Genomic DNA, 20032 nt, shown 5'->3' with positions numbered 1-20032 from the left:
GCAATGTTCGCCAGCGTACAGTCGGACGTAAAAAAGGCGAAAAGCGACATGTTTTTATCGTCTTTTCGCCCATCGCCGCGACATGCTCCCTAGCACCAAACAGGGCGCCAGACAAGCGGGCCAAATGCCATCAAACTGCTTCGGTAAACACCTTGCGCATTTTCTCGGCAATCTTGCCTTCAATCGTGGAGGCGAAGGCGCTGAGCATGAAACCCAACTTGATTTGCAGTTGCGCCTGCTCTTTTTCCAGGGTCAGCGAACCATCGACACCGCTGCGCTCGAAGCGCAGCACATCGCCATCCCAGGCGCACGCCAGGTCATATTCCTGGGCCAGCTTGTCGGCCACTTGCTGCGCCGCTTCGCGCGCCTTTGCTGCTGTCAGCTTATGTTGCTGAACTATATTTATATCCGCCATCAAACGATCCTTTTATTATAAAAACGGGGGCAATACGGCCAGCATCATACCAGCCGCCATGCGGCGGGCACGGCCGCAGCGGGCGCCGGACGGCCAAAAAAGCCCGTCCTTCCCGCGCATCGTTTGCGCGGAATCAAACCGGATGCGCCCAAGCGGGACGACTATTCCAGTTCCAGTTGCGCGTGTCTTGGAGAACTACCATGGACCAGAAAGTCATCGTGCCGGTCGAAGCCGTCCTGACCAAATGCGTGTCCCTGCCCGTCGGCTATGTCCCTACCCCCTCGGCGCCCTATCGCCAGCACCGCAAGAATGCGCAACTGACCCTGCAGCCGGGCCCGCCCCGCCTGACGGAGGCAACGGTGCGCAACCTGGCCGCCGTGCCCGTCGGTTCACGCGTGCTGATCTGGAAGCAAGATCCGTCCGTCAGCGACCTGGGCACCCGTAAAGCCTTTTTGCCCGGGCTGATCCTGCAAGGCCCGCGCGACGCGCGCATCACGTTTGGCGAACCGGGCATCGCGCAAGTCAGCCCGAATGCCTTCGGCGACTTCATCGTCTCGCCCAATACCGACCAGTTCGACGCCGTGCACACGTTTGCCATCGTGCGCATGACACTCACCATGTACCAGCGCGCGCTGGCCAGCAACGACACGGCGCCGCCCCTGCCCTGGCAATGGAACAGCGCCAGCAATACGGCACCGCTGCGCGTGTTCCCGCATGGCTTGCCCAACGTCATGAATGCGTATTACAGCCGCAGCGACAAGGCGCTCAAGTTCGGCGACTTCATCCCCAGCGGCGCCACCGAGCGCGTCTACACCTGCCGCTCGCTCGACATCGTCTCGCATGAAACGGGGCACGCCGTGCTCGATGGCCTCAAGCCGAATTGGCTGCTCAGCAATAATCCGCCGCAAACGGGCGGCTTGCACGAATCGTTTGGCGACCTGACGGCCATCTTCCTGGCCCTGTCGCAGCTGGACCAGGTGGAAGCGGTGATCGCGCAAACGAAATCCGACCTGCACGACAAGACCTTCCTGGCCGACCTGGCCGAGCAGTTCGGCCTGGCCCTGGGCCGGCCGAATGGCTTGCGTAATGCCGACAATGACATCAAATTGTCGGAAGCGGGCACGGAAGTGCACGCCATTTCGCAAGTGTTTACGGGCGCCATCTACGACATCCTGGCCGACATCTTTGCCCACGAACGCCAGCCCCAGCTGGAAGACGACGCGGCCGTGCTGCACCGCTGCGGCGACTACCTGCGCAGCCTGGTCCTGCGCGCGCTGGTGGCATCGCCGGACCAGGCCGCCACCTATGCCGACGTGGCCGGCCACATGCTGACGATCGCCCAGGCCGACGGCAACGGCGCCTACCTGGACTTTATCCGCAACAGCTTTACCGTGCGCGAAGTGCTCAAGGCCAATGCCATGACGGAGGAGGGGCAAATGACATTTGCGCCCGATATCGTCGACGAAGACGGCGCCGTGCAAGACCGGCGCGCCTGCTGCGGTACCATGAACCATGCGGAATACAGCGAATCGGACCAGTTGCTCGAAGCGGAGCGCGAAGCGCTGGCCGCCTGGTGCCGCAGTTACGGTCCCCGGTAACCAGTCCCATGCAAGGCAGCGCACCGGCGCGTCCGCTTCAGGCCAGCCGCAGCAGCGGCAGGCCATGACGCGGCCCACACCCCCCACAACAGCAAGGAGCAGCATGAAAATTTCAGCCCGCAGCAGCGGCGGCTTTGCCGGCCTGAGCGAACAGTATGAGATCGATACGCAAGCCCATCCCGCTGGCCCCAGGCTGGAAGCGGCACTGGCCAGCAGCGGCTTTTTCACGCAGCCGCAGGCCACGGATGAACACGTGGGCGCCGATATTCCCCGCTGGCAGATCACCGTCGACGCGCCCACCGCGCGGCGCACCATCACGTTTGCCGAGGATGGCAGCGCTGAAAATGCACGATGGCAGCAATTGCTGGCGCAAATACGCGCCAGCGCCTGAGTGTTCCGGCACTTATTTGTGCCGATCTTGATTTGAGTAAAACAAAAACACCACACGGCAAGCCAGCACATCCCCCGCCCTGCCCCCTGCCGCATCGGGCGACTGTCGCGTTCTTGCCGCGTTCTTCATGGCAACGTCCCGGATAGTCGCTGAATTGCCCGCTCTGCGCGGCAATGACACTGCCAAAAAATGAATTTGCTTATATGTATTGTATATAAGCGGGATTTGTGAGAAATAGCGAATTGCCTTAAAATACAATGCTTTGCTTTAGTATGCGCCGCCGAGGTTCCTGCAGGCGCTACAGCACCTCCCCCAAATTGATAGGACTGTTATGACCCACGTTGTCACCGAATCCTGCATCGCCTGTCGCTATACCGACTGCGTCGATGTCTGCCCGGTAGATTGTTTCCGGGAAGGCCCGAACTTCCTGGCAATCGATCCGGACGAATGTATTGACTGCGCCGTCTGCGTGGCAGAGTGCCCGGTGAACGCGATTTTCGCGGAAGAGGACGTGCCGGGCGACCAGCAAGCCTTCATCAAGATCAACGTCGATCTGGCCCGTAACTGGCCTTCGATCACCAAGACGAAGGCTGCCTTGCCGGAAGCGGAGCAATACAAGGACGTCAAGGACAAGCTCGACATGCTGGTGCGCTAAGCGCACGGCAGCTGCGGCGGCAATTCCGGCGGGGATGGAGGCTCTTCCCCGCAGGGGCGTGGCGGCAAAAAAACAGACAAAAAGCAGCGGAAACGCTGCTTTTTTTGCTTTTAAAGCATCGTTGCAGGTCTATCCACGTAACTGTGGCGCGCTGTCACAACTATGCGCAAACAGTGGACCTATGCGCGGTAAAGCACATTTTGTCCTCAACAAATATCGTAAAATTGGATTATGATATTTGAGCCGATATTGGCGCTTGGAATCAAACAAGGACTCTATATGCTTTACCAACTGCACGAACTGCAACGCTCTTTCCTCACTCCGGTGATGCAATGGGCAGACATGTCCTCCAAGTTATTTACCAACCCGGTTTCCCCTCTGGCCCACACCCCGTTTTCGCAACGCATCGCAGCCGGCTACGAGCTGATGTACCGCCTTGGCAAAGACTACGAAAAACCACAATTCGACATCAAATCCGTTCTCGTCCAGGGCGAGAGCGTCGACATCCGCGAACACGTTGTCGTGACAAAACCGTTTTGCCGCCTGATTCACTTCAAAAAAGAAGCCACTGGCTTGCAACAGCCCAAAGTTTTGCTGGTTGCCCCCCTGTCCGGTCACCACTCGACCCTGCTGCGCGATACCGTGCGCGGCTTGCTGGCCGAGCACGATGTCTACATCACCGACTGGACGGACGCGCGCATGGTACCGCTGACGGAAGGCCCGTTCCACCTCGATGACTACATTTATTATGTGCAAGAATTCATCCGCCTGCTGGCGCCTGATTTGCACGTGATTTCCGTCTGTCAACCGACCGTGCCCGTGCTGGCCGCCATCTCGCTGATGGCGACAGCAAAAGATCCGCACATGCCGAAAACCATGACGATGATGGGCGGCCCGATCGACCCGCGCCGCTCGCCCACGCAAGTAAACAACCTGGCGACGGAAAAGAAATTCTCGTGGTTTGAAAACACCGTGATCTACGCGGTGCCGCCGAACTACCCTGGCTTTGGCCGCAAGGTGTATCCGGGCTTCCTGCAGCACGCCGGCTTCATCGCCATGAACCCGGGCCGCCACGCGCAAAGCCACCGCGAGTTCTACATGCACCTGGTGACGGGCGATGACGAGCCGGCGGAAGGCCACCGCCAGTTCTACAACGAGTACAACGCCGTACTGGACATGCCGGCCGAGTACTACCTGGAAACCATTAAAACGGTTTTCCAGGAATTCAGCCTGCCGAAGGGCACATGGAAAGTGGGCGGTCAGCTGGTGCGTCCGCAAGACATCACGAACGTGGCGCTGTTTACCGTGGAAGGCGAGCTGGACGACATTTCCGGTGCCGGCCAGACGCAAGCCGCACACGACTTGTGTTCCGGCATCCCTGCCGACATGCAGCAAGACTTCGTGGCGCCGAAATGCGGCCACTACGGTATCTTCTCGGGCCGCCGCTGGCGCGAGATCATTTGCCCGAAGATCGGCGAATTCATCCAGAAACACGGCTGATACACGGCATACCCATCGAAACGCCACGCCAGTTCATACTGGCGTGGCGTTTTCTTTTATGCCCCGCTCATGCCCGTTCGATTTTCACGGTCGGGCGCGTATTGACAAAGATTTGCTCGACCCTTGGCTCGCCCGGTCCCGGTTTCTTCATCGCATAGCCGTTCACGGGCTGCGAACGGTTCACCCACAGCGCGTAATACAGGTGGTCGGCGCGCGGATCTTCCGTATTCGGGTGGATCAATATCGTCAGGCCCAGGCTGTTGAGCTGCAGCCACGGCACGATCACCGGTAACAGGTCATTCGTAAAGCCAAAGTAAAACGACGGCGTCACGTGGGGGCCGCGCGGCTCCAGATTCCAGTCGCCCAGCTCGATCTGGAAGCGCTCGGCCGCCCACTTGCGTATCAGCGCCGCCTTCTGGTAACTGTCTTCGTCAAAGTAGATATGCGCGTGATAACTCTCGATATCCGTGTAGGCGCGCGGCTTGCTCGGCAAGGTTTCCTCGCCGGGGCGCACGCTGACGGGGCGCGGCGTGGGCGCCGTATCCGTATGCTCGCCCCATGGGCTTTTACCGGGTGGCGGATTGACTCGTTTTACCGCGCCATCCTGCGCCAGGGCCGACCCCGCCAGGCCGGAAGCGGCCAGCGCCGCCACCAGGCCGCCGCCGCGCAAGAGCGTGCGGCGCTGCGGCGAAAGGAGATTCGCCCATTCCAGATCGATGGCGGCGTGTTGATTGTGTTCAGACATAGGATTTCCTGTTCTTGATGATCGGTAGAGGGATGGGAAAATCAGAACGAGACGGTGGCGCGGGCGTAGTAATAGCCGCCCAGCACGCCCAGTGGTCCCGAGTTGTCATACGCGCCCGCGTACTGCGCCAGGCTGGCGGCGCTGCGCGCTGCGCGCGGCACCTGGTTCGGCTTCTGGTCGAAGACATTGTTGGCGCCCACCGTCACGTTGATGCGCTTGCTGATGTCGTAGCCGACGCTGACATCCGTCACGAAGGCCGCTTTCAGCTGGTAGTCGCCGCCCGTAATGGCGTTCAGGCGCTTGAGCTTGCCGTAGCGCGTCTCGCGTACATTGAATGTCCAGCCGGCTTTTTCATACGCCAGCGTGAGGATTTCCTTGTCGCGCGGCGCGCGGTACAGCAAGTCGTACTCGGCCGATTTGCTCAGGGTGCCGATGTTCGGCAAGCCTTGCAGCACGGCGGGAAGGTCCGCCTTGGCCACCAGGCTCGTATGGTTGATGTTCGCGGCCGCCGTCCAGCGCAGCTTGCCGTCGGCCACGCGCAGCACATCCTCGGCCGTGAAATCGACGCCGCGCGTGCGCGTGTCGCCCACGTTGGCAAAGTAATGCGCGACGAGGCCATTGCCCACCGTCAAGCCAGCCGAGCGCAGCAGGTTTTCAATGACGCCCGCTTGCGCCGCCGTCAGCGGCCGGCCGCTGCCATCGAGCGCCGCGCCCGAGCTGCGGTCGATGCCGATATTCGACGACACGCCCAGGCGGTCGCTGACCTTGATTTGATACGCGTCAACGGCCAGGCGCAGGGTCGGCGTGGGGTTGAAGGTCAGCCCGGCCGACAGATTCGTCGATTTTTCAGGTTTTAACGCTTGCGCGCCCAAGGCCCGCGCTGCAACGGAATTGGGCTGTGCCAGGGTGTAGGGCACGCCCGCATGGTCCGACGTGTTCGAATACGACTGCGTCACCAGGCTAGGTGCATGGAAACCGTTGCTGACGGTGCCGCGCACAGCCACGGCGGGCGTGATGTCATAACGGGCGGACAAACGGCCCGTCGTCTTGCTGCCGAAATCGGAATATTTCTCGGCGCGCAAGGCCGTGTCGAGCAGCCATTGCGGCGTCAGCTTCGCGCCCAGGCCAACGTACGCCGCATAGCTGTGGCGCGCCGTGTCGGACGCATCGACGGGCAGGTAGCCGGCCAATGCCGACGAACCGCTGCCCTGCCAGGAAGCGGGTTCGCCCGGGCTGCGCTGCTGGGTTTCATGCGAGTACTCGAGACCGATGCTGAGATCGGCCGGCTCGCTCAAGCCCAGCTGCACGGGACGGCGTGCGTCCGCATTCGTCGTCGAGCGGCTGTAGCGCTGATTGCCGATGTCAAAATTCGTCTTGCCGCCCGGATAAGCCAGTGAATAGTTGGCCGAGTGCTCCACGCCCACGTCGATATCGTCGCGGCCATACGTCGTGCTCAGGTCCCAGGACCAACCGGCCGTCTCGCCCTTGATGCCGCCCGTCAAGGAAAAATCGTTTTCGTTCGTCGTTTCATACGGCGTGAAGCCGTCGGGATACACGGCCAGCAAGCCCTTGTTGTTATTGAAAATGGTATTGGGCAGACGGAAATTCTGCGCCGAGCGGGCATTGCGGTGCGCATACGTGCCGAAGCCGTACAGTTGCACCTCGTTCGACACGTCATAACCGAGGTTGGCGCTGAGCGAGGCGGTCGTGCTTTGCGGCACGCCCGTATTGCGCCAGGGATTGCTGTTGCGCGTCGCTTCAGCCGGGTTCGGCGAGGCGCCGGCCGGCAAGCTGTTGTTCGGCCCCAATTTGACCAGCTGGCCATCGCTGTTGCGCACGGCCGGATACGACAGGTAGCCGGGATTCAAGCCGAAGTTACGCACGGCAATGCCCTGGCGCTGGACTTCGGCGCCGAAGTGGGCAAAGCCGTGTTCGCCCAGGCGCGTGCCGCCATCGATGCGCGCGGAACCGTTGGTGCCGTCGCCATCGTAGGTGGAACCGAGCTGCGTGCTGAAGCTGCCCTTGTCATCCGCTTTCAGGATGATGTTGATGACGCCGGCGATGGCGTCGGAACCGTAGATGGCCGAGGCGCCGTCGCGCAGGATTTCCACGCGGGCAATGGCACCCGTGGGGATCAGGGCCAGGTCGGTGGCGACGGAGCCGGGAAAGCCATCCTCATTGACGATGGCCGTCGTATGCCGGCGCTTGCCGTTGACCAGCACCAGGGTATGCGATGGGTCCAGGTTGCGCAGCTGGCCCGCGCGCACGATGCTGCCCAGGTCGGGCTGCACGCGGGCCGGCAAGTTAAACGATGGCAAGGCCGTATCGAGCGCATCGAGCAGGTTCAACTTGCCCGTGGCCTGCAATTGCTGCGCGCTGATCACGTCGATCGGCGCGGCGCTGTTGGCCACTGTGCGGCCCGTGCCGCGCGCACCCGTGACGATGACGGTGTCCAGCGGCGCTTGCGCATGGGCCGCGCCAGGCGCTCCCAGCACGAGCACGGCCAACGAGACGGCGTGCGCCAATTGCAGCAAACGGGGGACGGGCTCTTGCTTGTGAATCAATTCCGGCATACGAAAACATCCTTTCAAAGTCGTCAACACAGTGGCTGCAGACTAAAGGATGGACAAACAAACAAGAACGAATGGTTTCGTATTTAGATATTTCGTTTTGGCAACGAACAACAGCGGCGCGCAGTGTCAGGGATGAGCTGTCGCCGCCGCCAGGCTCTGATCGAGCCGCTTCCAGTAATCGCGTTCGAGGCGGGCCGTGTCGATATCGCGCGCCGCCTCGTTGAAGCGCTTTTGCCGGGCCGCCCCTTCGGCATCGCGCTGGAAGCACACGTGCACGGGGCGCTCCTTGAAGACGGTATCGATGATGGCGATGCGCTCCCGTTCAGCTTTGCTGAAGTTGCGTCCCATCAGCAAGTGCTGCAGCACATGGCGCTCGATGACAATCACGCGATAACGCTTGATCAACAGCTTCTTCAGATTCGTCGCATCGTTCAAGCCCTCTTCCGTCCTCAGCTCGCCGCGCGCCACCATGCCGTCGAATTGCTCCCCATTCGAATAACCGGCCACGGTGCCGATGCGCAGCTTGCCCAGATCAGTCAGGGCGGCGCCGGGCACGCCATCCTCCTTCAGGTAGGCAAGCACACCTTGCGTGTTACCAACCGGAACAGAAAAATGACAGAGTTTTTCCCGCTCGGGCGTGCGCCAGACGGCCAGGAAACCGGCGTAACGGGGACTGGCCAGGCCAAACTGCATGGCGCGCTTCCAGGGAAAATACTCATATTTGACGACATAGCCCATGCGTTCGAAGACGGCGCTGACCATGGCGCCCGACATGCCGTCGGCAGGCAGGCTGCGGGAAATAAAGGGAGGCCAGTCTTCCGCCGCGAAGCGGACGATGCGCGAGCTGGCAGCGCCCGGCGCCGCCATGGGAGAGCCAGCCTGCCCGTATGCAAGGGCAAGTGTGGAGTGCATGAATAAACAGAAGGGCAAACCAACTGTCCGGAGGAAACGCATGTTTTGCTCCTATGACCTGGTACGCCTCACAGGGGGCGACAACAGGACTGGCGGTCGGCTTTTTGATTAGTAGCTTGATGAAAATCATGCTCCCACAAAAAAAAGGAATTGCAAAGTTGTTTATTTGCACTTTGACATTCCCAAGGGAAATAAAATACGATTGCGGCGCGCCTGCAACAGCTGGCCCTGGCACCCGCTATCCCCTCCTACAAAACAGGTTTTTACTTGTGCGCGGCCCAGATGGCCGATAATGACGTTTTACCGTGGAAGATGACCGTGCCGCACCCTGCCCCTGCCTCACTTGCCGACCAGATCGAAGACTTGCTGCCGCAAACACAATGCACGAAATGCGGCTACAACGGCTGCCGCCCGTATGCGGAAGCGATAGCCGCAGGCAGCGCCGACATCAATCAGTGCCCACCGGGCGGCGCGCAGGGCATCGTGCGCCTGGCTGGCTTGCTAGGCAAAAAAGTCATTCCGCTCAATCCCGTCAACGGCCTCGAACGTCCGCGATCTGTCGCCTATATCGACGAATCGCTGTGTATCGGCTGTACCTTGTGCATCCAGGCCTGTCCCGTGGACGCCATCGTCGGCGCCGCCAAGCAGATGCATACGGTAGTGACCAGCCTGTGCACGGGATGCGACCTGTGCGTGGCACCGTGCCCCGTCGACTGCATCGTCATGTACCCGGTCAGCGGTGACGCCACGGGCTGGGATGCCTGGAGCCAGATGGATGCGGACGACGCGCGCGCGCGCCACGATTTCCGCACGCAGCGGCTGCGCCGCGAAGCCGAGGCCAACGATGCGCGCCTGGCCGCCAAGGCCGTCGCCAAGATGCAGGAAGTGACGCAGGAAGTGCCCGTCACGCCAGATGAACTGGCGGAAAAGGAGCGCAAGCGCGCCATCATCGCCGCTGCCATGGAGCGCGCGCGCGCCAAGGCCGCCGCCGCCAGCACGGACACCGCCCCGCCAGCCCCCACGACACCGAAAAAAGACGCATGAACGCCGCCAAACGCCTGGAAATCTTTACGCTCTTCCGCGCCGCCAATCCTTCCCCGAAAACGGAACTCGAATACACGACGCCGTTCGAGCTGCTGATCGCCGTGCTGCTGTCGGCGCAGGCAACAGACGTGTCCGTCAACAAGGCCACGCGCCTGCTGTATCCGGTCGCCAATACCCCGGCCCAGATGCTGGCCCTGGGCGTCGACGAGCTGGCCAGCTACATCCGCACCATCGGCCTGTTCCGCACCAAGGCCAAGAACGTCATCGCCACCTGCCAGATCCTGCTCGATCAGCACGGCGGCGAAGTGCCGCGCGACCGCGCTTCGCTGGAAGCCTTGCCCGGCGTGGGCCGCAAGACGGCCAATGTGGTCATGAACACGGCGTTTGGCGAACCGACGATGGCGGTCGACACGCATATCTTCCGCGTCTCGAACCGCACCGGCATTGCGCCGGGCAAGAATGTCGATATCGTCGAGCAAAAGCTGCTCAAATTCGTGCCCAAGGAATTCCTGCACGACGCCCACCACTGGCTCATCCTGCACGGCCGCTACACCTGCACGGCGCGCAAGCCGCAATGCTGGAACTGCATGATCGCCGACCTGTGTGACTACAAGGACAAGTCGCCGGTGCCGGCCGTGGTGTAAGCAACGGCCCGAATAGGGCCGATGGAATCGCTGCGTAGGTCGGATTAGGCGCAAGGCGCCGTAATCCGACGACCTTGTTGGCCGGTGGTGGCGTCGGATTACGCGGCGTTCGCCGCTAATCCGACCTACAACAACACCATATTGTCGCGATGAATCAGCTCATGGCCTTCCATGTAGCCGAGAATCGATTCGATCTCGGTGGACGGCTTGCGCATGATGCGGCGCGCTTCGCCGCTCGTGTAGTTCGACAGGCCGCGCGCCACGGGCACGCCGTGCGCGTCGACGCAGGTGATGACGGCGCCACGGCCGAATTCGCCGTTCACGCCCGTCACGCCGATCGGCAGCAGCGACTTGCCTTCCTGGCGCAGCTTTTGCACGGCGCCCGCATCGAGCACGACGGCGCCGGCCGTATGCAGATGATCGGCCATCCACTGCTTACGCGCCGTCAATTGGCCCGTTTGCGCCAGCAACTGCGTGCCGATCGCTTCGCCCTGTGCCAGGCGGCTGAGCACGTCGCTGTCGCGCCCCCAGGCGATGATGGTATGGGCGCCGGACTTGGCGGCGCGCTTGGCGGCGAGGATTTTCGTCAGCATGCCGCCACGGCCCAGGCTGCTGCCGGCACCGCCGGCCATCGCTTCCAGGGCCGGATCGCCGGCGATGCCTTGCGTGATCAGGCAGGCGTTCGGGTCCTTGCGCGGGTCGGCCGAAAACAGGCCGTGCTGGTCCGTCAGAATGACCAGCGCATCGGCCTCGATCAGGTTGGCGACCAGGGCGCCCAGGGTGTCGTTGTCGCCGAACTTGATTTCATCGGTGACGACGGTGTCGTTTTCATTGATGATCGGTACCACGCCCAGGCGCAGCAGGGTCGTCAGGGTGGAGCGGGCGTTCAGGTAGCGTTCGCGGTCGGCCAGGTCGGCATGCGTGAGCAGCACTTGCGCCGTGCCGAGGCTGTGGGCGCGGAAGCTGCTTTCATAGATTTGCGCCAGGCCCATCTGGCCGACGGCGGCGCACGCCTGCAATTCGTGGATATCGGTGGGGCGCTGCTCGAAACCGAGGCGCAGCATGCCTTCGGCGATGGCGCCGGAACTCACCAGCACGACTTCCTTGCCGAGGGCGCGCAAGCCGGAAATCTGCGCAGCCCAGCGGGCGATGGCAGCATGGTCGAGTCCACGGCCATCGTTGGTGACCAGCGAGGAGCCGACTTTGATGATGATGCGGGTAGCTTTTTGAATCACGGAATCCATGGGGCGGCGCTCTTCACTTAATAGACGTCAGCGCGCAGGACGCAGCAGCAGCAAGGCCAGCCCCGCCAGCAACTCCATTGCGCACATGAACAACACAAAACCCTGGGGCAAGCCGAAGCTGATGGCCGCGAACAGACGGCCGGCGGGATGCGCCAGGACCAACATTGCAGTGATATCGCCGAGGACAGGCGGTTCGCCCTGTCGTGCCGCGAACAGCGCCAGGAGCGCGGTAGCGCCCCAGACACCGACATGGGAAGCGTAGAACTGGCTGTAGCCATCGACGCCGTTGAGGAAGATGCCCATGCCGGCCGCCATTTCATCGGCGAACAGCAGACAGGCGACCGCGCTCAGCCCGTAAGCATACGCGATCAGATGCAATACACGGCGCTGCCACGCTTGCTTGCGTGCGAACGCGGCAGCGACCGTCTGTACCGACATCAGGGTAAGGCGCTTAGTCGAGGATCTTGAAACGCGGATCATCCGGGTCGATCGACGAGATACCGCGTGCTTCTTCGGTCATCTGCGTTTCTTCGGCACGGCTTTCGCTGTGTTTCTTCTCTTCCAGATGTTGATAAATCGCATTGACCAGTTCCGGGCAACCCTGATGGTTCAGCGCGGAAATCTCGAAGACGGGACCTTTCCAGGCGAAACGCTTGAGGAAGTCCTTGACGATCTTCTTGCGCTCTTCTTCCGGCACCATGTCGAGCTTGTTCAGCACCAGCCAGCGCGGCTTGTCGACCAGCGACTCGTCGTACTTCTTCAATTCCTTGACCAGCGCCTTGGCTTCCTTGACAGGATCGACGTTGGTTTCAAACGGCGCCAGGTCGACGATGTGCAACAGCAGACCCGTGCGCTGCAAGTGGCGCAGGAATTGATGGCCCAGGCCAGCGCCTTCGGAAGCGCCTTCGATCAAGCCGGGAATATCGGCGATCACAAAGCTCTTCTCGTGCGACACGCGCACCACACCCAGGTTCGGGTGCAGGGTGGTAAATGGATAATCGGCAATTTTCGGACGCGCGTTCGAGACGGCCGAAATGAACGTCGATTTGCCGGCGTTCGGCATGCCCAGCAGGCCTACGTCCGCCAGGACTTTCAGTTCCAGGCGCAATTCGCGGCGTTCGCCTTCCTTGCCCTCGCCTTTTTGGCGCGGTGCGCGGTTGGTCGAGGACTTGAAGTGGATATTGCCCCAGCCGCCTTCGCCGCCCTTGGCCAGCATTTCGGTCTGGCCGTGTTCGGTCAGATCGGCCAGGATTTCGCCGCTCGCGTTGTCGATGATCAAGGTGCCAACCGGCATGCGCAGGTGGATGTCATCGGCGCCCTTGCCATAGCAATCTGCGCCACGGCCAGGCTCGCCATTGCGAGCCTTGTGCATTTTGGAGAAGCGGAAATCGACGAGCGTGTTGATATTGCGGTCGGCGACTGCCCAAATGGTGCCGCCCTTGCCGCCATCGCCGCCATCGGGACCGCCGAAAGGCCGGAATTTTTCACGGCAGAAAGAGGCGCAGCCGTTGCCGCCATCGCCCGCGATGACTTCGATTTTTGCTTCGTCGATAAACTTCATAATTTTGCCGCCATAAAACTAAAAAGGCTCTACCTTGGGCAGAGCCTTTCGATTGAAGGCTTGCGCCTTACATCATGCGATCATTGCGGAGCGAACTGGCGCCCCGCGATGAATTACGCTGGTACTGCTTCGTTTGGTACAACGGTCACGAATTGCTTCGAGCCGGCACCTTTGACAACGAACTTCACTTTGCCCGCGATCAGCGCGAACAACGTGTGGTCCTTGCCCATGCCTACGCCTTCGCCGGCGCGCACTGGGGTGCCGCGTTGACGAATGATGATGCCGCCAGCATTGATAGCTTGGCCGCCATAGACTTTAACGCCCAGACGTTTTGATTCTGAATCACGGCCGTTTCGCGTTGTGCCGCCGCCTTTTTTATGTGCCATTTAAGACTCCTTGATAGCTGATTAATTCAAACAGCGGCGATTAGCCGTTGATCGAAACGATTTGGATTTCGGTAAAATTCTGGCGATGGCCTTGATGCTTTTGGTAGTGCTTACGACGACGCATCTTGAAAATTTTGACCTTATCATGGCGACCATGCGCCACAACCGTAACCAGTACCGTTGCACCTTCGACCAATGGAGCACCAAACTTGATGCTGTCGCCCGCGCCTACTGCGAGCACTTGATCGATGGTGATTTCGGAACCAATGTCTGCCGGTATCTGTTCTACTTTAAGTTTTTCGCCAGCGACAACTTTGTATTGTTTGCCACCGGTTTTTATGACCGCGTACATGATTTGAAACCTCATCAAATGTTGAAAGAATTTGTCCCACTGTCACGCAAAGCAAGCCGTACACAACAGGGGGAACCAGCGATTATACACGGACTGAGAAATTGCGTCAAAAACTATTCACAAAGCTTGACGATCGTGGTATGTCGACAACCTGACCATCATGTCAGGCATGCGCCAGGCGGACAGGAAAACGCGCGCCAGTGCCAACAAGATCAATCAATTGCTCTACAGTCATAGGCAAACGTCACGCACGCGCAAGCCTTGTCGTATAATCGCGGCACCCACAATCTAATGCAGGTTCGCCTTGTCTGACGCTAACAAACACGTTAACCAAAACACCATCGTGCAAACGATTGCCGCCGATATGGATGCAGTCAATACGGTGATCCGCCAAAAGCTGCACTCCGATGTCATTCTGATCAACCAGATCGCTGAGTACATCATCAGCGCAGGGGGCAAACGCATCCGTCCCGTGCTGATTTTGCTGGTGGCCAATGCCCACGCCTATCGCGGCACGGCGCACCATGAACTGGCCGCCGTGGTTGAATTCATCCACACGGCCACCCTGCTGCACGACGACGTCGTCGACGAATCGTCGATGCGCCGCGGACGCCAGACGGCCAATGCCCTGTTCGGCAATGCCGCTTCGGTGCTGGTGGGCGACTTCCTGCACTCGCGCTCGTTCCAGCTGATGGTGTCGCTCAATAATATGCGCGTCATGCAAATCCTCTCCGACGCCACCAACGTGATCGCCGAAGGTGAAGTGCTGCAATTGCTGAACATGCACGATCCGGACGTGACGCAGGAAAGCTACCTGAACGTCATCCGCTCGAAGACAGCCAAGCTGTTCGAAGCATCGGCGCAACTGGGCGCCCTGATCGCCGGCGCCAGCGAAGACGATATCGAAGCGGCTGCCGAATACGGCCGCTCGCTGGGCACGGCTTTCCAGCTGATCGACGACGTGCTCGACTATGCAGGCGACGCCGCCGAAATCGGCAAGAACGTGGGCGACGACTTGCGCGAAGGCAAACCCACCATGCCGCTGATCTGGCTGATGGAAAACGGTACGCCGGAACAACGCGAACTGGTGCGCAGCTGCATCGAGCAAGGCGACGAACAGCATTTCGATACCGTCCTGACGGCCATCACCAGCAGCGGCGCCCTCGACTACACGCGCAAGCAGGCGGAAATCGCCGGCCAGCGCGCCGCCGATGCCATCGCCGGCTGGCCCGACAGCGTCTACAAGCAATCGATGCTGCAACTGTGCTCGTTTGCCGTGGACCGCAATCACTGATCGCGTTGTACTTATATGCAATACAAAACGGCGCCACTGGCGCCGTTTTTTTATACCCCGCTCATTTCACCGGCTTGCCGTCGGCGCCGACCACGGCCTGGCCATCTTCCTTGGCAAATGCCCCTTGCTGCGGCAGCGGCAGGATCTCCAGCACCTTTTCCGACGGCCGGCACAGGCGCACGCCCAGTGCCGTGACGACGATGGGGCGGTTGATCAAAATAGGATGGGCTTGCATGGCGTCCAGCAGGGCCGCATCGCTCAGCGCAGGATTGGCCAGGCCCAGCTCGTCGTACAGGGCGCCCTTGTCGCGCATGACGGCGCGCACGGACAGGCCCGCACGCTCGATCAGGTCGACCAGTTCCTCGCGCGAAGGCGGATGCTTGACGTAATCGATGATGACGGGCTCGACGCCCGTGTTGCGGATCAGGGCCAGGGTGTTGCGCGACGTGCCGCATGCCGTGTTGTGATAAATCGTGATCGTCATGGTGTGATGTCCTTTACATTGGGTTCGCTGACGCAGCAAGGTGCGCCGGCGCAGCAGTTCTCGGTCAGGAAGGCGAGCAAGCCGTTCATGCCCGCATAATTGGCGGCATAGATGATGGAACGGCCTGCCTTGTTCGCCGTCACCAGATTGGCGTGCGCCAGTTCTTTCAAGTGAAATGACAGCGACGATGGCGCAATCGCCAGCGCGTCGGCAATTTTCGTCGCGGCCATGCCTTCCGGCCCCGCTTGCACCAGCAGGCGGAATACGGCCAGCCGCGATTCCTGCGCCAGCGCAGCCAGGGCCACGATGGCGGAAGCGCTCGTCAGCGGCGTCGCCTGGTTCGCTATTGACTTTTCATTTTTCATATTTCAATAATAGTCGAATTATTGAATCATTTCAAGCGCGGTGTCTTACGTAACCCAGCGCACCGACTGTCCCGGCCTATCGGTCTACCTTGATGAAAAATCACTGCGATCGGCATTCCCATGACACGCTCAACCCCGCTCAACATCCTCGGCTGGAGCCTCGCCGCCTTGCTTGCCCTCATCGCCATCGTGGCCATCTTCGTGCTGACCTTCGACTGGAACCGCGCCCGTCCCTACATCAACGAAAAAGTGTCGGAAAGCACGGGCCGCAGCTTCGTCATCGGCGGTGACCTGCAGGTGACATGGAAGCAAGGCCTGAAAACGGAACCGGGCTGGCGCCGCTACGTGCCGCGGCCTGTCATCAGCGCCCACGATGTGCGCATGAGCAACCCGGACTGGGCGACAGCCGGCCCGCAACTGGCCAGCGCGAAACGCATCGACCTGGCCATCCATCCCTTGCCCCTGTTGCAGCACCGCGTGGTGCTGACGGACCTGACGCTCGACGCACCCAATATCGCCTTGCAGCGGCGCGCCGACGGCAGCAACAGCTGGACCTTGAAGGATAACGGTCCTTCGGCATGGGACATGGAAATCCAGCGCATGGCCTTCGCCGACGGCGCCATCCGCTACCTGGACGAAGGCATCGCGCTCGACGTGCAAGCCAATGTCAGCTCGACGGCGCCCGACGCCACGCCGGGCGATGCGTCAGGCAACGCTCCGGTGCAGAAATACGGCATCGCCTTCACCCTGGGCGGCAGCTACCGCAAGGCGCCCGTGACGGGCGGCGGCAAGGCGGGCGCCGTGCTGTCATTGACCGACAATAACACCGTGTATCCCGTGCAGGCGCATGCCGTACTGGGCAAGAACAAGGCCAGCATCGATGGCACCCTGACGGACCCGCGCTCGCTGTCCGGCATCGATTTGCAGCTGAGCCTGGCAGGCGCCAGCATGGCCGATCTGTACCCGCTGACGGGCCTGCTGCTGCCGGAAACACCGGACTACGCCACCAAAGGCCGCCTGCTGGGCAAGAAAGACGGTACCAGCTGGAACTGGACCTATCAAAACTTCAAGGGCACGGTGGGCCAGAGCGACCTGGCCGGCACCTTGCAATACCTGCCGCGCCGGCCCCGCCCCTTGCTGCGCGGTGAAGTGACGTCGCAGCAGCTGCGCCTGGAAGACCTGGGCCCCGCCATCGGCGCCGACAGCAATGCCAAGAAACAGGCGCGCGGCAAGACGCCCGTGCAGCCCGACAATAAAGCCTTGCCGGTGGAACAGTTCAATACGGCGAAATGGGATGCGCTCGACGCCGACGTGAAATTCACGGGCAAGAAACTGGTGCGCACGCACGATATCCCGCTCAACGATATCGTCGCCACCATCCGCATGAAAGACAAGGTGCTGAGTTTGACACCGCTCAATTTCGGCATGGCCGGCGGCGACATCACCTCGAACATCACGCTCGACGGCCGTCAAAAAACCATCGCCGCGCAAGCCAAGGTGGCGGCGCGCCACCTCAAGATTCGCGAACTGTTTCCCAAGCTGCAATCGATGCAAGCGAGCTTCGGTGAAGTGTATGGCGATGCGGCGCTGACGGGCCACGGCAACTCCGTTTCCGCCATGCTGGCCAGCGCGAATGGCGAACTGGCGGCCACCGTCAGCGAAGGCTCCGTCAGCCAGTTCATGCTGGAACTGGCCGGCCTGAACCTGGCCAACGCCGTCTTCGTGAAAATCTTCGGCGACAAGCAAGTCCACCTGAACTGCCTGGCCAGCGATTTCGCCGTCACGAATGGCCAGGCCGACGTGCGCCGCTTCGTGCTCGACACGGACACGGCCGTGGTGAACATCACGGGCAACGTCAACCTGGCAAACGAAACCCTGAACCTCGACGTGCGCCCCCGTACCAAGGGCGCCCGCATCATCACCCTGCGCACGCCGCTGTATGCGAAAGGCACGTTCAAGAACCCGGACGTGGGTCCGCAAAAAGGCCCGCTGGCATTAAAGGCCGGCGCCGCCGTGGCCTTGGCCACCGTCGTCACCCCGCTGGCCGCCCTGCTGCCGCTTGTCAACGTCGACAAAGCCCCCGACACGGATTGCGCCGCCGTCATGGCGCAAGCCAACGCCACGCGCAAGGCGCCAAGCTCGCCTGCGACGAATGCGCCGGCGAAAAAGGTCAGCGAAGCGGACATCAACAAGGCACAGCAGGAAAAGAAATAGACCTTGACGCAGCCGCTTGAAACCCGCCCCGCCATCTGCTGTAATAACAGTAAGCGGGGTGTGGCTCAGCCTGGTAGAGCGCTGCGTTCGGGACGCAGAGGCCGGAGGTTCGAATCCTCTCACCCCGACCAGCCGTTTCCCCTTGCTGTGCCGGCTTAAGCTGCCCGTACCTTGACCTGCGCGTTGGTGTGTTACCGAGAAATATGATATTAATTACATCATTAATGTCCTGATCACTTCTCGCGCAAGGGCCTGACCGATGTCTTTCCTGATAGTTCTGGCCGCACTGGCCTTCCTGATGCTGGCCGCCTACCTCGGCTACAGCGTGATCCTGTTTGCGCCCGTCGCCGCGCTCGGTGCCGTATTGCTCACCGATCCGTCGGCCGTGCCGGCCGTCTTCAGCGGCATCTTCATGGACAAGATGGTGGGCTTTATCAAGCTGTATTTCCCCGTCTTTTTGCTTGGTGCCGTGTTCGGTAAACTCATCGAGCTGTCCGGTTTTTCCCAGTCCATCGTCATGGCCGCCATCCGCTACATCGGCAGCGCGCGCGCGAATGCAGTCATCGTTGCCGTGTGCGCCGCCTTGACTTATGGCGGCGTGTCGCTGTTCGTGGTGGTGTTTGCCGTGTATCCGTTTGCGGCGGAACTGTACCGCCAGAGCAATATCCCCAAGCGGTTGATGCCGGGCGCCATCGCCTTGGGCGCGTTTTCGTTCACCATGGATACTTTACCGGGCACGCCGCAAATCCAGAACATCATCCCCACCACTTTTTTCAACACGACCGGCTGGGCCGCGCCATGGCTGGGCACCATCGGCGCCGTGCTGACGGTGATCATGGGGCTGGCCTTCCTGGAATGGCGCCGCCGTTCCGTCATGGCGACGGGCGAAGGTTATGGGGCCGAGGCCGAAAAGGCCACGGCCGACGCAGGCGACCTGCCCCATCCGCTGCTGTCGGTGGCGCCTCTGGTGCTGGTGGGCGTGGCCAACTTTGCGCTGACCAAGCTGATTCCCCACTGGTATGGCGCCAGCTACGTGCTCACCGCCGAGGCCCTGCCGGGCCTGCATGCGCCCGTATCCACGGCGATCGCCTCCGTCACCGGTATCTGGGCCGTGGAAGGCGCGCTACTGCTGGGAATCCTGCTTGTGTGCGCGACGGCCTTCGGGCGCATCCGCGCCGCCTTTGCCGAAGGCACCAAGGCGGCCGTGGGCGGCGCCCTGCTGGCGGCCATGAATACGGCGTCCGAATACGGTTTCGGCGGCGTCATCGCCGCCCTGCCCGGTTTCCTTGCCGTCAGCAACACCTTGCGCAGCGTGCCCGATCCCCTCGTCAACGCAGCCGTCTCCGTCACAACCCTGGCCGGCATCACGGGCTCGGCCTCGGGCGGCATGAGCATTGCGCTGGCCGCCATGTCGGACAGTTTTATCCAGGCCGCGCAACAGGCGCATATCCCGCTCGAAGTCATGCACCGCGTGGTGGCCATGGCCAGCGGCGGCATGGATACCTTGCCGCACAATGGCGCCGTGATCACCCTGCTGGCCGTCACGGGCCTCACGCACCGCCAGTCCTACCGCGATATTTTCGGCATCACCGTCATCAAGACGGTGGCCGTGTTCCTCGTCATTGCCCTCTATTACATGACGGGACTGGTCTGAC

The 20032-nt window shown here is 61.3% G+C and carries 20 protein-coding genes and 1 tRNA gene; 10 read left to right on the top strand and 11 right to left on the bottom strand.

Features of this window, described 5'->3' with window-relative positions; all coding sequences use genetic code 11:
- Positions 1-130 precede the first annotated feature (130 nt).
- A complete protein-coding gene (locus tag JAB8_RS20005; RefSeq protein WP_070219270.1) occupies positions 131-415 on the bottom strand; it encodes a polyhydroxyalkanoic acid system family protein in 285 nt (94 codons plus the stop codon).
- A 200-nt stretch (positions 416-615) separates the two neighbouring features.
- On the opposite strand from JAB8_RS20005, the gene JAB8_RS20000 reads away from it, so the two are divergent.
- From JAB8_RS20000 to phaZ, 4 genes are all read left to right on the top strand, one after another.
- Positions 616-2013: a hypothetical protein gene (locus JAB8_RS20000; protein ID WP_070219271.1), complete on the top strand. Its 1398-nt coding sequence runs from the start codon at positions 616-618 to the stop codon at positions 2011-2013.
- Positions 2014-2116: 103 nt separating this feature from the next.
- The gene (locus tag JAB8_RS19995; protein ID WP_070219272.1) at positions 2117-2404 is read left to right on the top strand and encodes a protealysin inhibitor emfourin; all 288 of its coding nucleotides are present in this window, start codon (positions 2117-2119) and stop codon (positions 2402-2404) included.
- A gap of 331 nt (positions 2405-2735) precedes the next feature.
- Entirely contained in the window at positions 2736-3059 is a 324-nt protein-coding gene (fdxA, locus tag JAB8_RS19990) for a ferredoxin FdxA (RefSeq protein ID WP_010395176.1), read from the top strand.
- 279 nt (positions 3060-3338) lie between these two features.
- The gene (phaZ, locus tag JAB8_RS19985; protein WP_070291132.1) at positions 3339-4559 is read left to right on the top strand and encodes a polyhydroxyalkanoate depolymerase; all 1221 of its coding nucleotides are present in this window, start codon (positions 3339-3341) and stop codon (positions 4557-4559) included.
- 67 nt (positions 4560-4626) lie between these two features.
- On the opposite strand, the gene JAB8_RS19980 is transcribed toward phaZ, so the two are convergent.
- The 3 genes from JAB8_RS19980 to JAB8_RS19970 form a co-directional block, all read right to left on the bottom strand.
- Positions 4627-5304, bottom strand: coding sequence for a DOPA 4,5-dioxygenase family protein (locus JAB8_RS19980; RefSeq protein ID WP_070291131.1), 678 nt, complete (start codon positions 5302-5304; stop codon positions 4627-4629).
- A 41-nt stretch (positions 5305-5345) separates the two neighbouring features.
- A complete protein-coding gene (locus JAB8_RS19975) occupies positions 5346-7877 on the bottom strand; it encodes a TonB-dependent receptor (protein ID WP_070291130.1) in 2532 nt (843 codons plus the stop codon).
- A gap of 126 nt (positions 7878-8003) precedes the next feature.
- Positions 8004-8744: a transporter substrate-binding domain-containing protein gene (locus JAB8_RS19970; RefSeq protein ID WP_070291129.1), complete on the bottom strand. Its 741-nt coding sequence runs from the start codon at positions 8742-8744 to the stop codon at positions 8004-8006.
- Positions 8745-9101: 357 nt separating this feature from the next.
- Here JAB8_RS19970 and rsxB point away from each other — a divergent pair, with 357 nt between their 5' ends.
- Both rsxB and nth read left to right on the top strand, forming a co-directional pair.
- The gene (gene rsxB, locus JAB8_RS19965) at positions 9102-9833 is read left to right on the top strand and encodes an electron transport complex subunit RsxB (RefSeq protein WP_070291128.1); all 732 of its coding nucleotides are present in this window, start codon (positions 9102-9104) and stop codon (positions 9831-9833) included.
- Positions 9830-10477, top strand: coding sequence for an endonuclease III (nth, locus tag JAB8_RS19960; protein ID WP_070291127.1), 648 nt, complete (start codon positions 9830-9832; stop codon positions 10475-10477). Before rsxB ends, nth begins: the two co-directional genes overlap by 4 nt.
- 125 nt (positions 10478-10602) lie before the next feature.
- Here nth and proB read toward each other — a convergent pair whose 3' ends face one another.
- The 5 genes from proB to rplU form a co-directional block, all read right to left on the bottom strand.
- Positions 10603-11721 carry a glutamate 5-kinase gene (gene proB / locus JAB8_RS19955; protein WP_070219279.1) on the bottom strand — a complete coding sequence of 373 codons (1119 nt, stop codon included), beginning with the start codon at positions 11719-11721 and terminating at the stop codon, positions 10603-10605.
- A gap of 27 nt (positions 11722-11748) precedes the next feature.
- A complete protein-coding gene (locus JAB8_RS19950; RefSeq protein WP_070291126.1) occupies positions 11749-12159 on the bottom strand; it encodes a hypothetical protein in 411 nt (136 codons plus the stop codon).
- Between the two features lie 13 nt (positions 12160-12172).
- Positions 12173-13282, bottom strand: coding sequence for a GTPase ObgE (obgE, locus tag JAB8_RS19945; RefSeq protein ID WP_034754647.1), 1110 nt, complete (start codon positions 13280-13282; stop codon positions 12173-12175).
- A 113-nt stretch (positions 13283-13395) separates the two neighbouring features.
- Positions 13396-13668 (bottom strand): 50S ribosomal protein L27, encoded by a 273-nt coding sequence (gene rpmA, locus JAB8_RS28275; RefSeq protein WP_070219281.1) that lies wholly within the window; start codon positions 13666-13668, stop codon positions 13396-13398.
- A 40-nt stretch (positions 13669-13708) separates the two neighbouring features.
- Complete coding sequence (rplU, locus tag JAB8_RS19935; RefSeq protein WP_034754730.1) at positions 13709-14020, bottom strand: 50S ribosomal protein L21; 312 nt, start codon at positions 14018-14020, stop codon at positions 13709-13711.
- 304 nt (positions 14021-14324) lie between these two features.
- Between rplU and ispB the strand changes: the two genes are divergently transcribed.
- Positions 14325-15314 (top strand): octaprenyl diphosphate synthase, encoded by a 990-nt coding sequence (gene ispB / locus JAB8_RS19930; protein WP_034754644.1) that lies wholly within the window; start codon positions 14325-14327, stop codon positions 15312-15314.
- 61 nt (positions 15315-15375) lie between these two features.
- Here the strand turns inward: ispB and arsC are convergent, their stop codons facing one another.
- Both arsC and JAB8_RS19920 read right to left on the bottom strand, forming a co-directional pair.
- Positions 15376-15798 carry an arsenate reductase (glutaredoxin) gene (arsC, locus tag JAB8_RS19925; RefSeq protein ID WP_070291124.1) on the bottom strand — a complete coding sequence of 141 codons (423 nt, stop codon included), beginning with the start codon at positions 15796-15798 and terminating at the stop codon, positions 15376-15378.
- Positions 15795-16163, bottom strand: coding sequence for a metalloregulator ArsR/SmtB family transcription factor (locus tag JAB8_RS19920; RefSeq protein WP_175445220.1), 369 nt, complete (start codon positions 16161-16163; stop codon positions 15795-15797). Before JAB8_RS19920 ends, arsC begins: the two co-directional genes overlap by 4 nt.
- A gap of 120 nt (positions 16164-16283) precedes the next feature.
- On the opposite strand from JAB8_RS19920, the gene JAB8_RS19915 reads away from it, so the two are divergent.
- The 3 genes from JAB8_RS19915 (at position 16284) to JAB8_RS19905 (ending at position 20031) form a co-directional block, all read left to right on the top strand.
- On the top strand, positions 16284-18377 hold the full coding sequence (locus tag JAB8_RS19915; protein WP_070291123.1) for an AsmA family protein: 2094 nt from the start codon (positions 16284-16286) through the stop codon (positions 18375-18377).
- 54 nt (positions 18378-18431) lie between these two features.
- Positions 18432-18508, top strand: a tRNA-Pro gene (locus JAB8_RS19910).
- Positions 18509-18636: 128 nt separating this feature from the next.
- The gene (locus JAB8_RS19905) at positions 18637-20031 is read left to right on the top strand and encodes a GntP family permease (protein ID WP_070291122.1); all 1395 of its coding nucleotides are present in this window, start codon (positions 18637-18639) and stop codon (positions 20029-20031) included.
- The last annotated feature ends 1 nt before the right edge of the window (position 20032 follow it).

The organism is Janthinobacterium sp. HH106, from assembly GCF_001758725.1.
Lineage (GTDB): Bacteria > Pseudomonadota > Gammaproteobacteria > Burkholderiales > Burkholderiaceae_D > Janthinobacterium.
The sequence above is the reverse complement of the archived record's forward strand: the minus strand, read 5'-3'. Positions and strand labels throughout refer to the sequence as shown.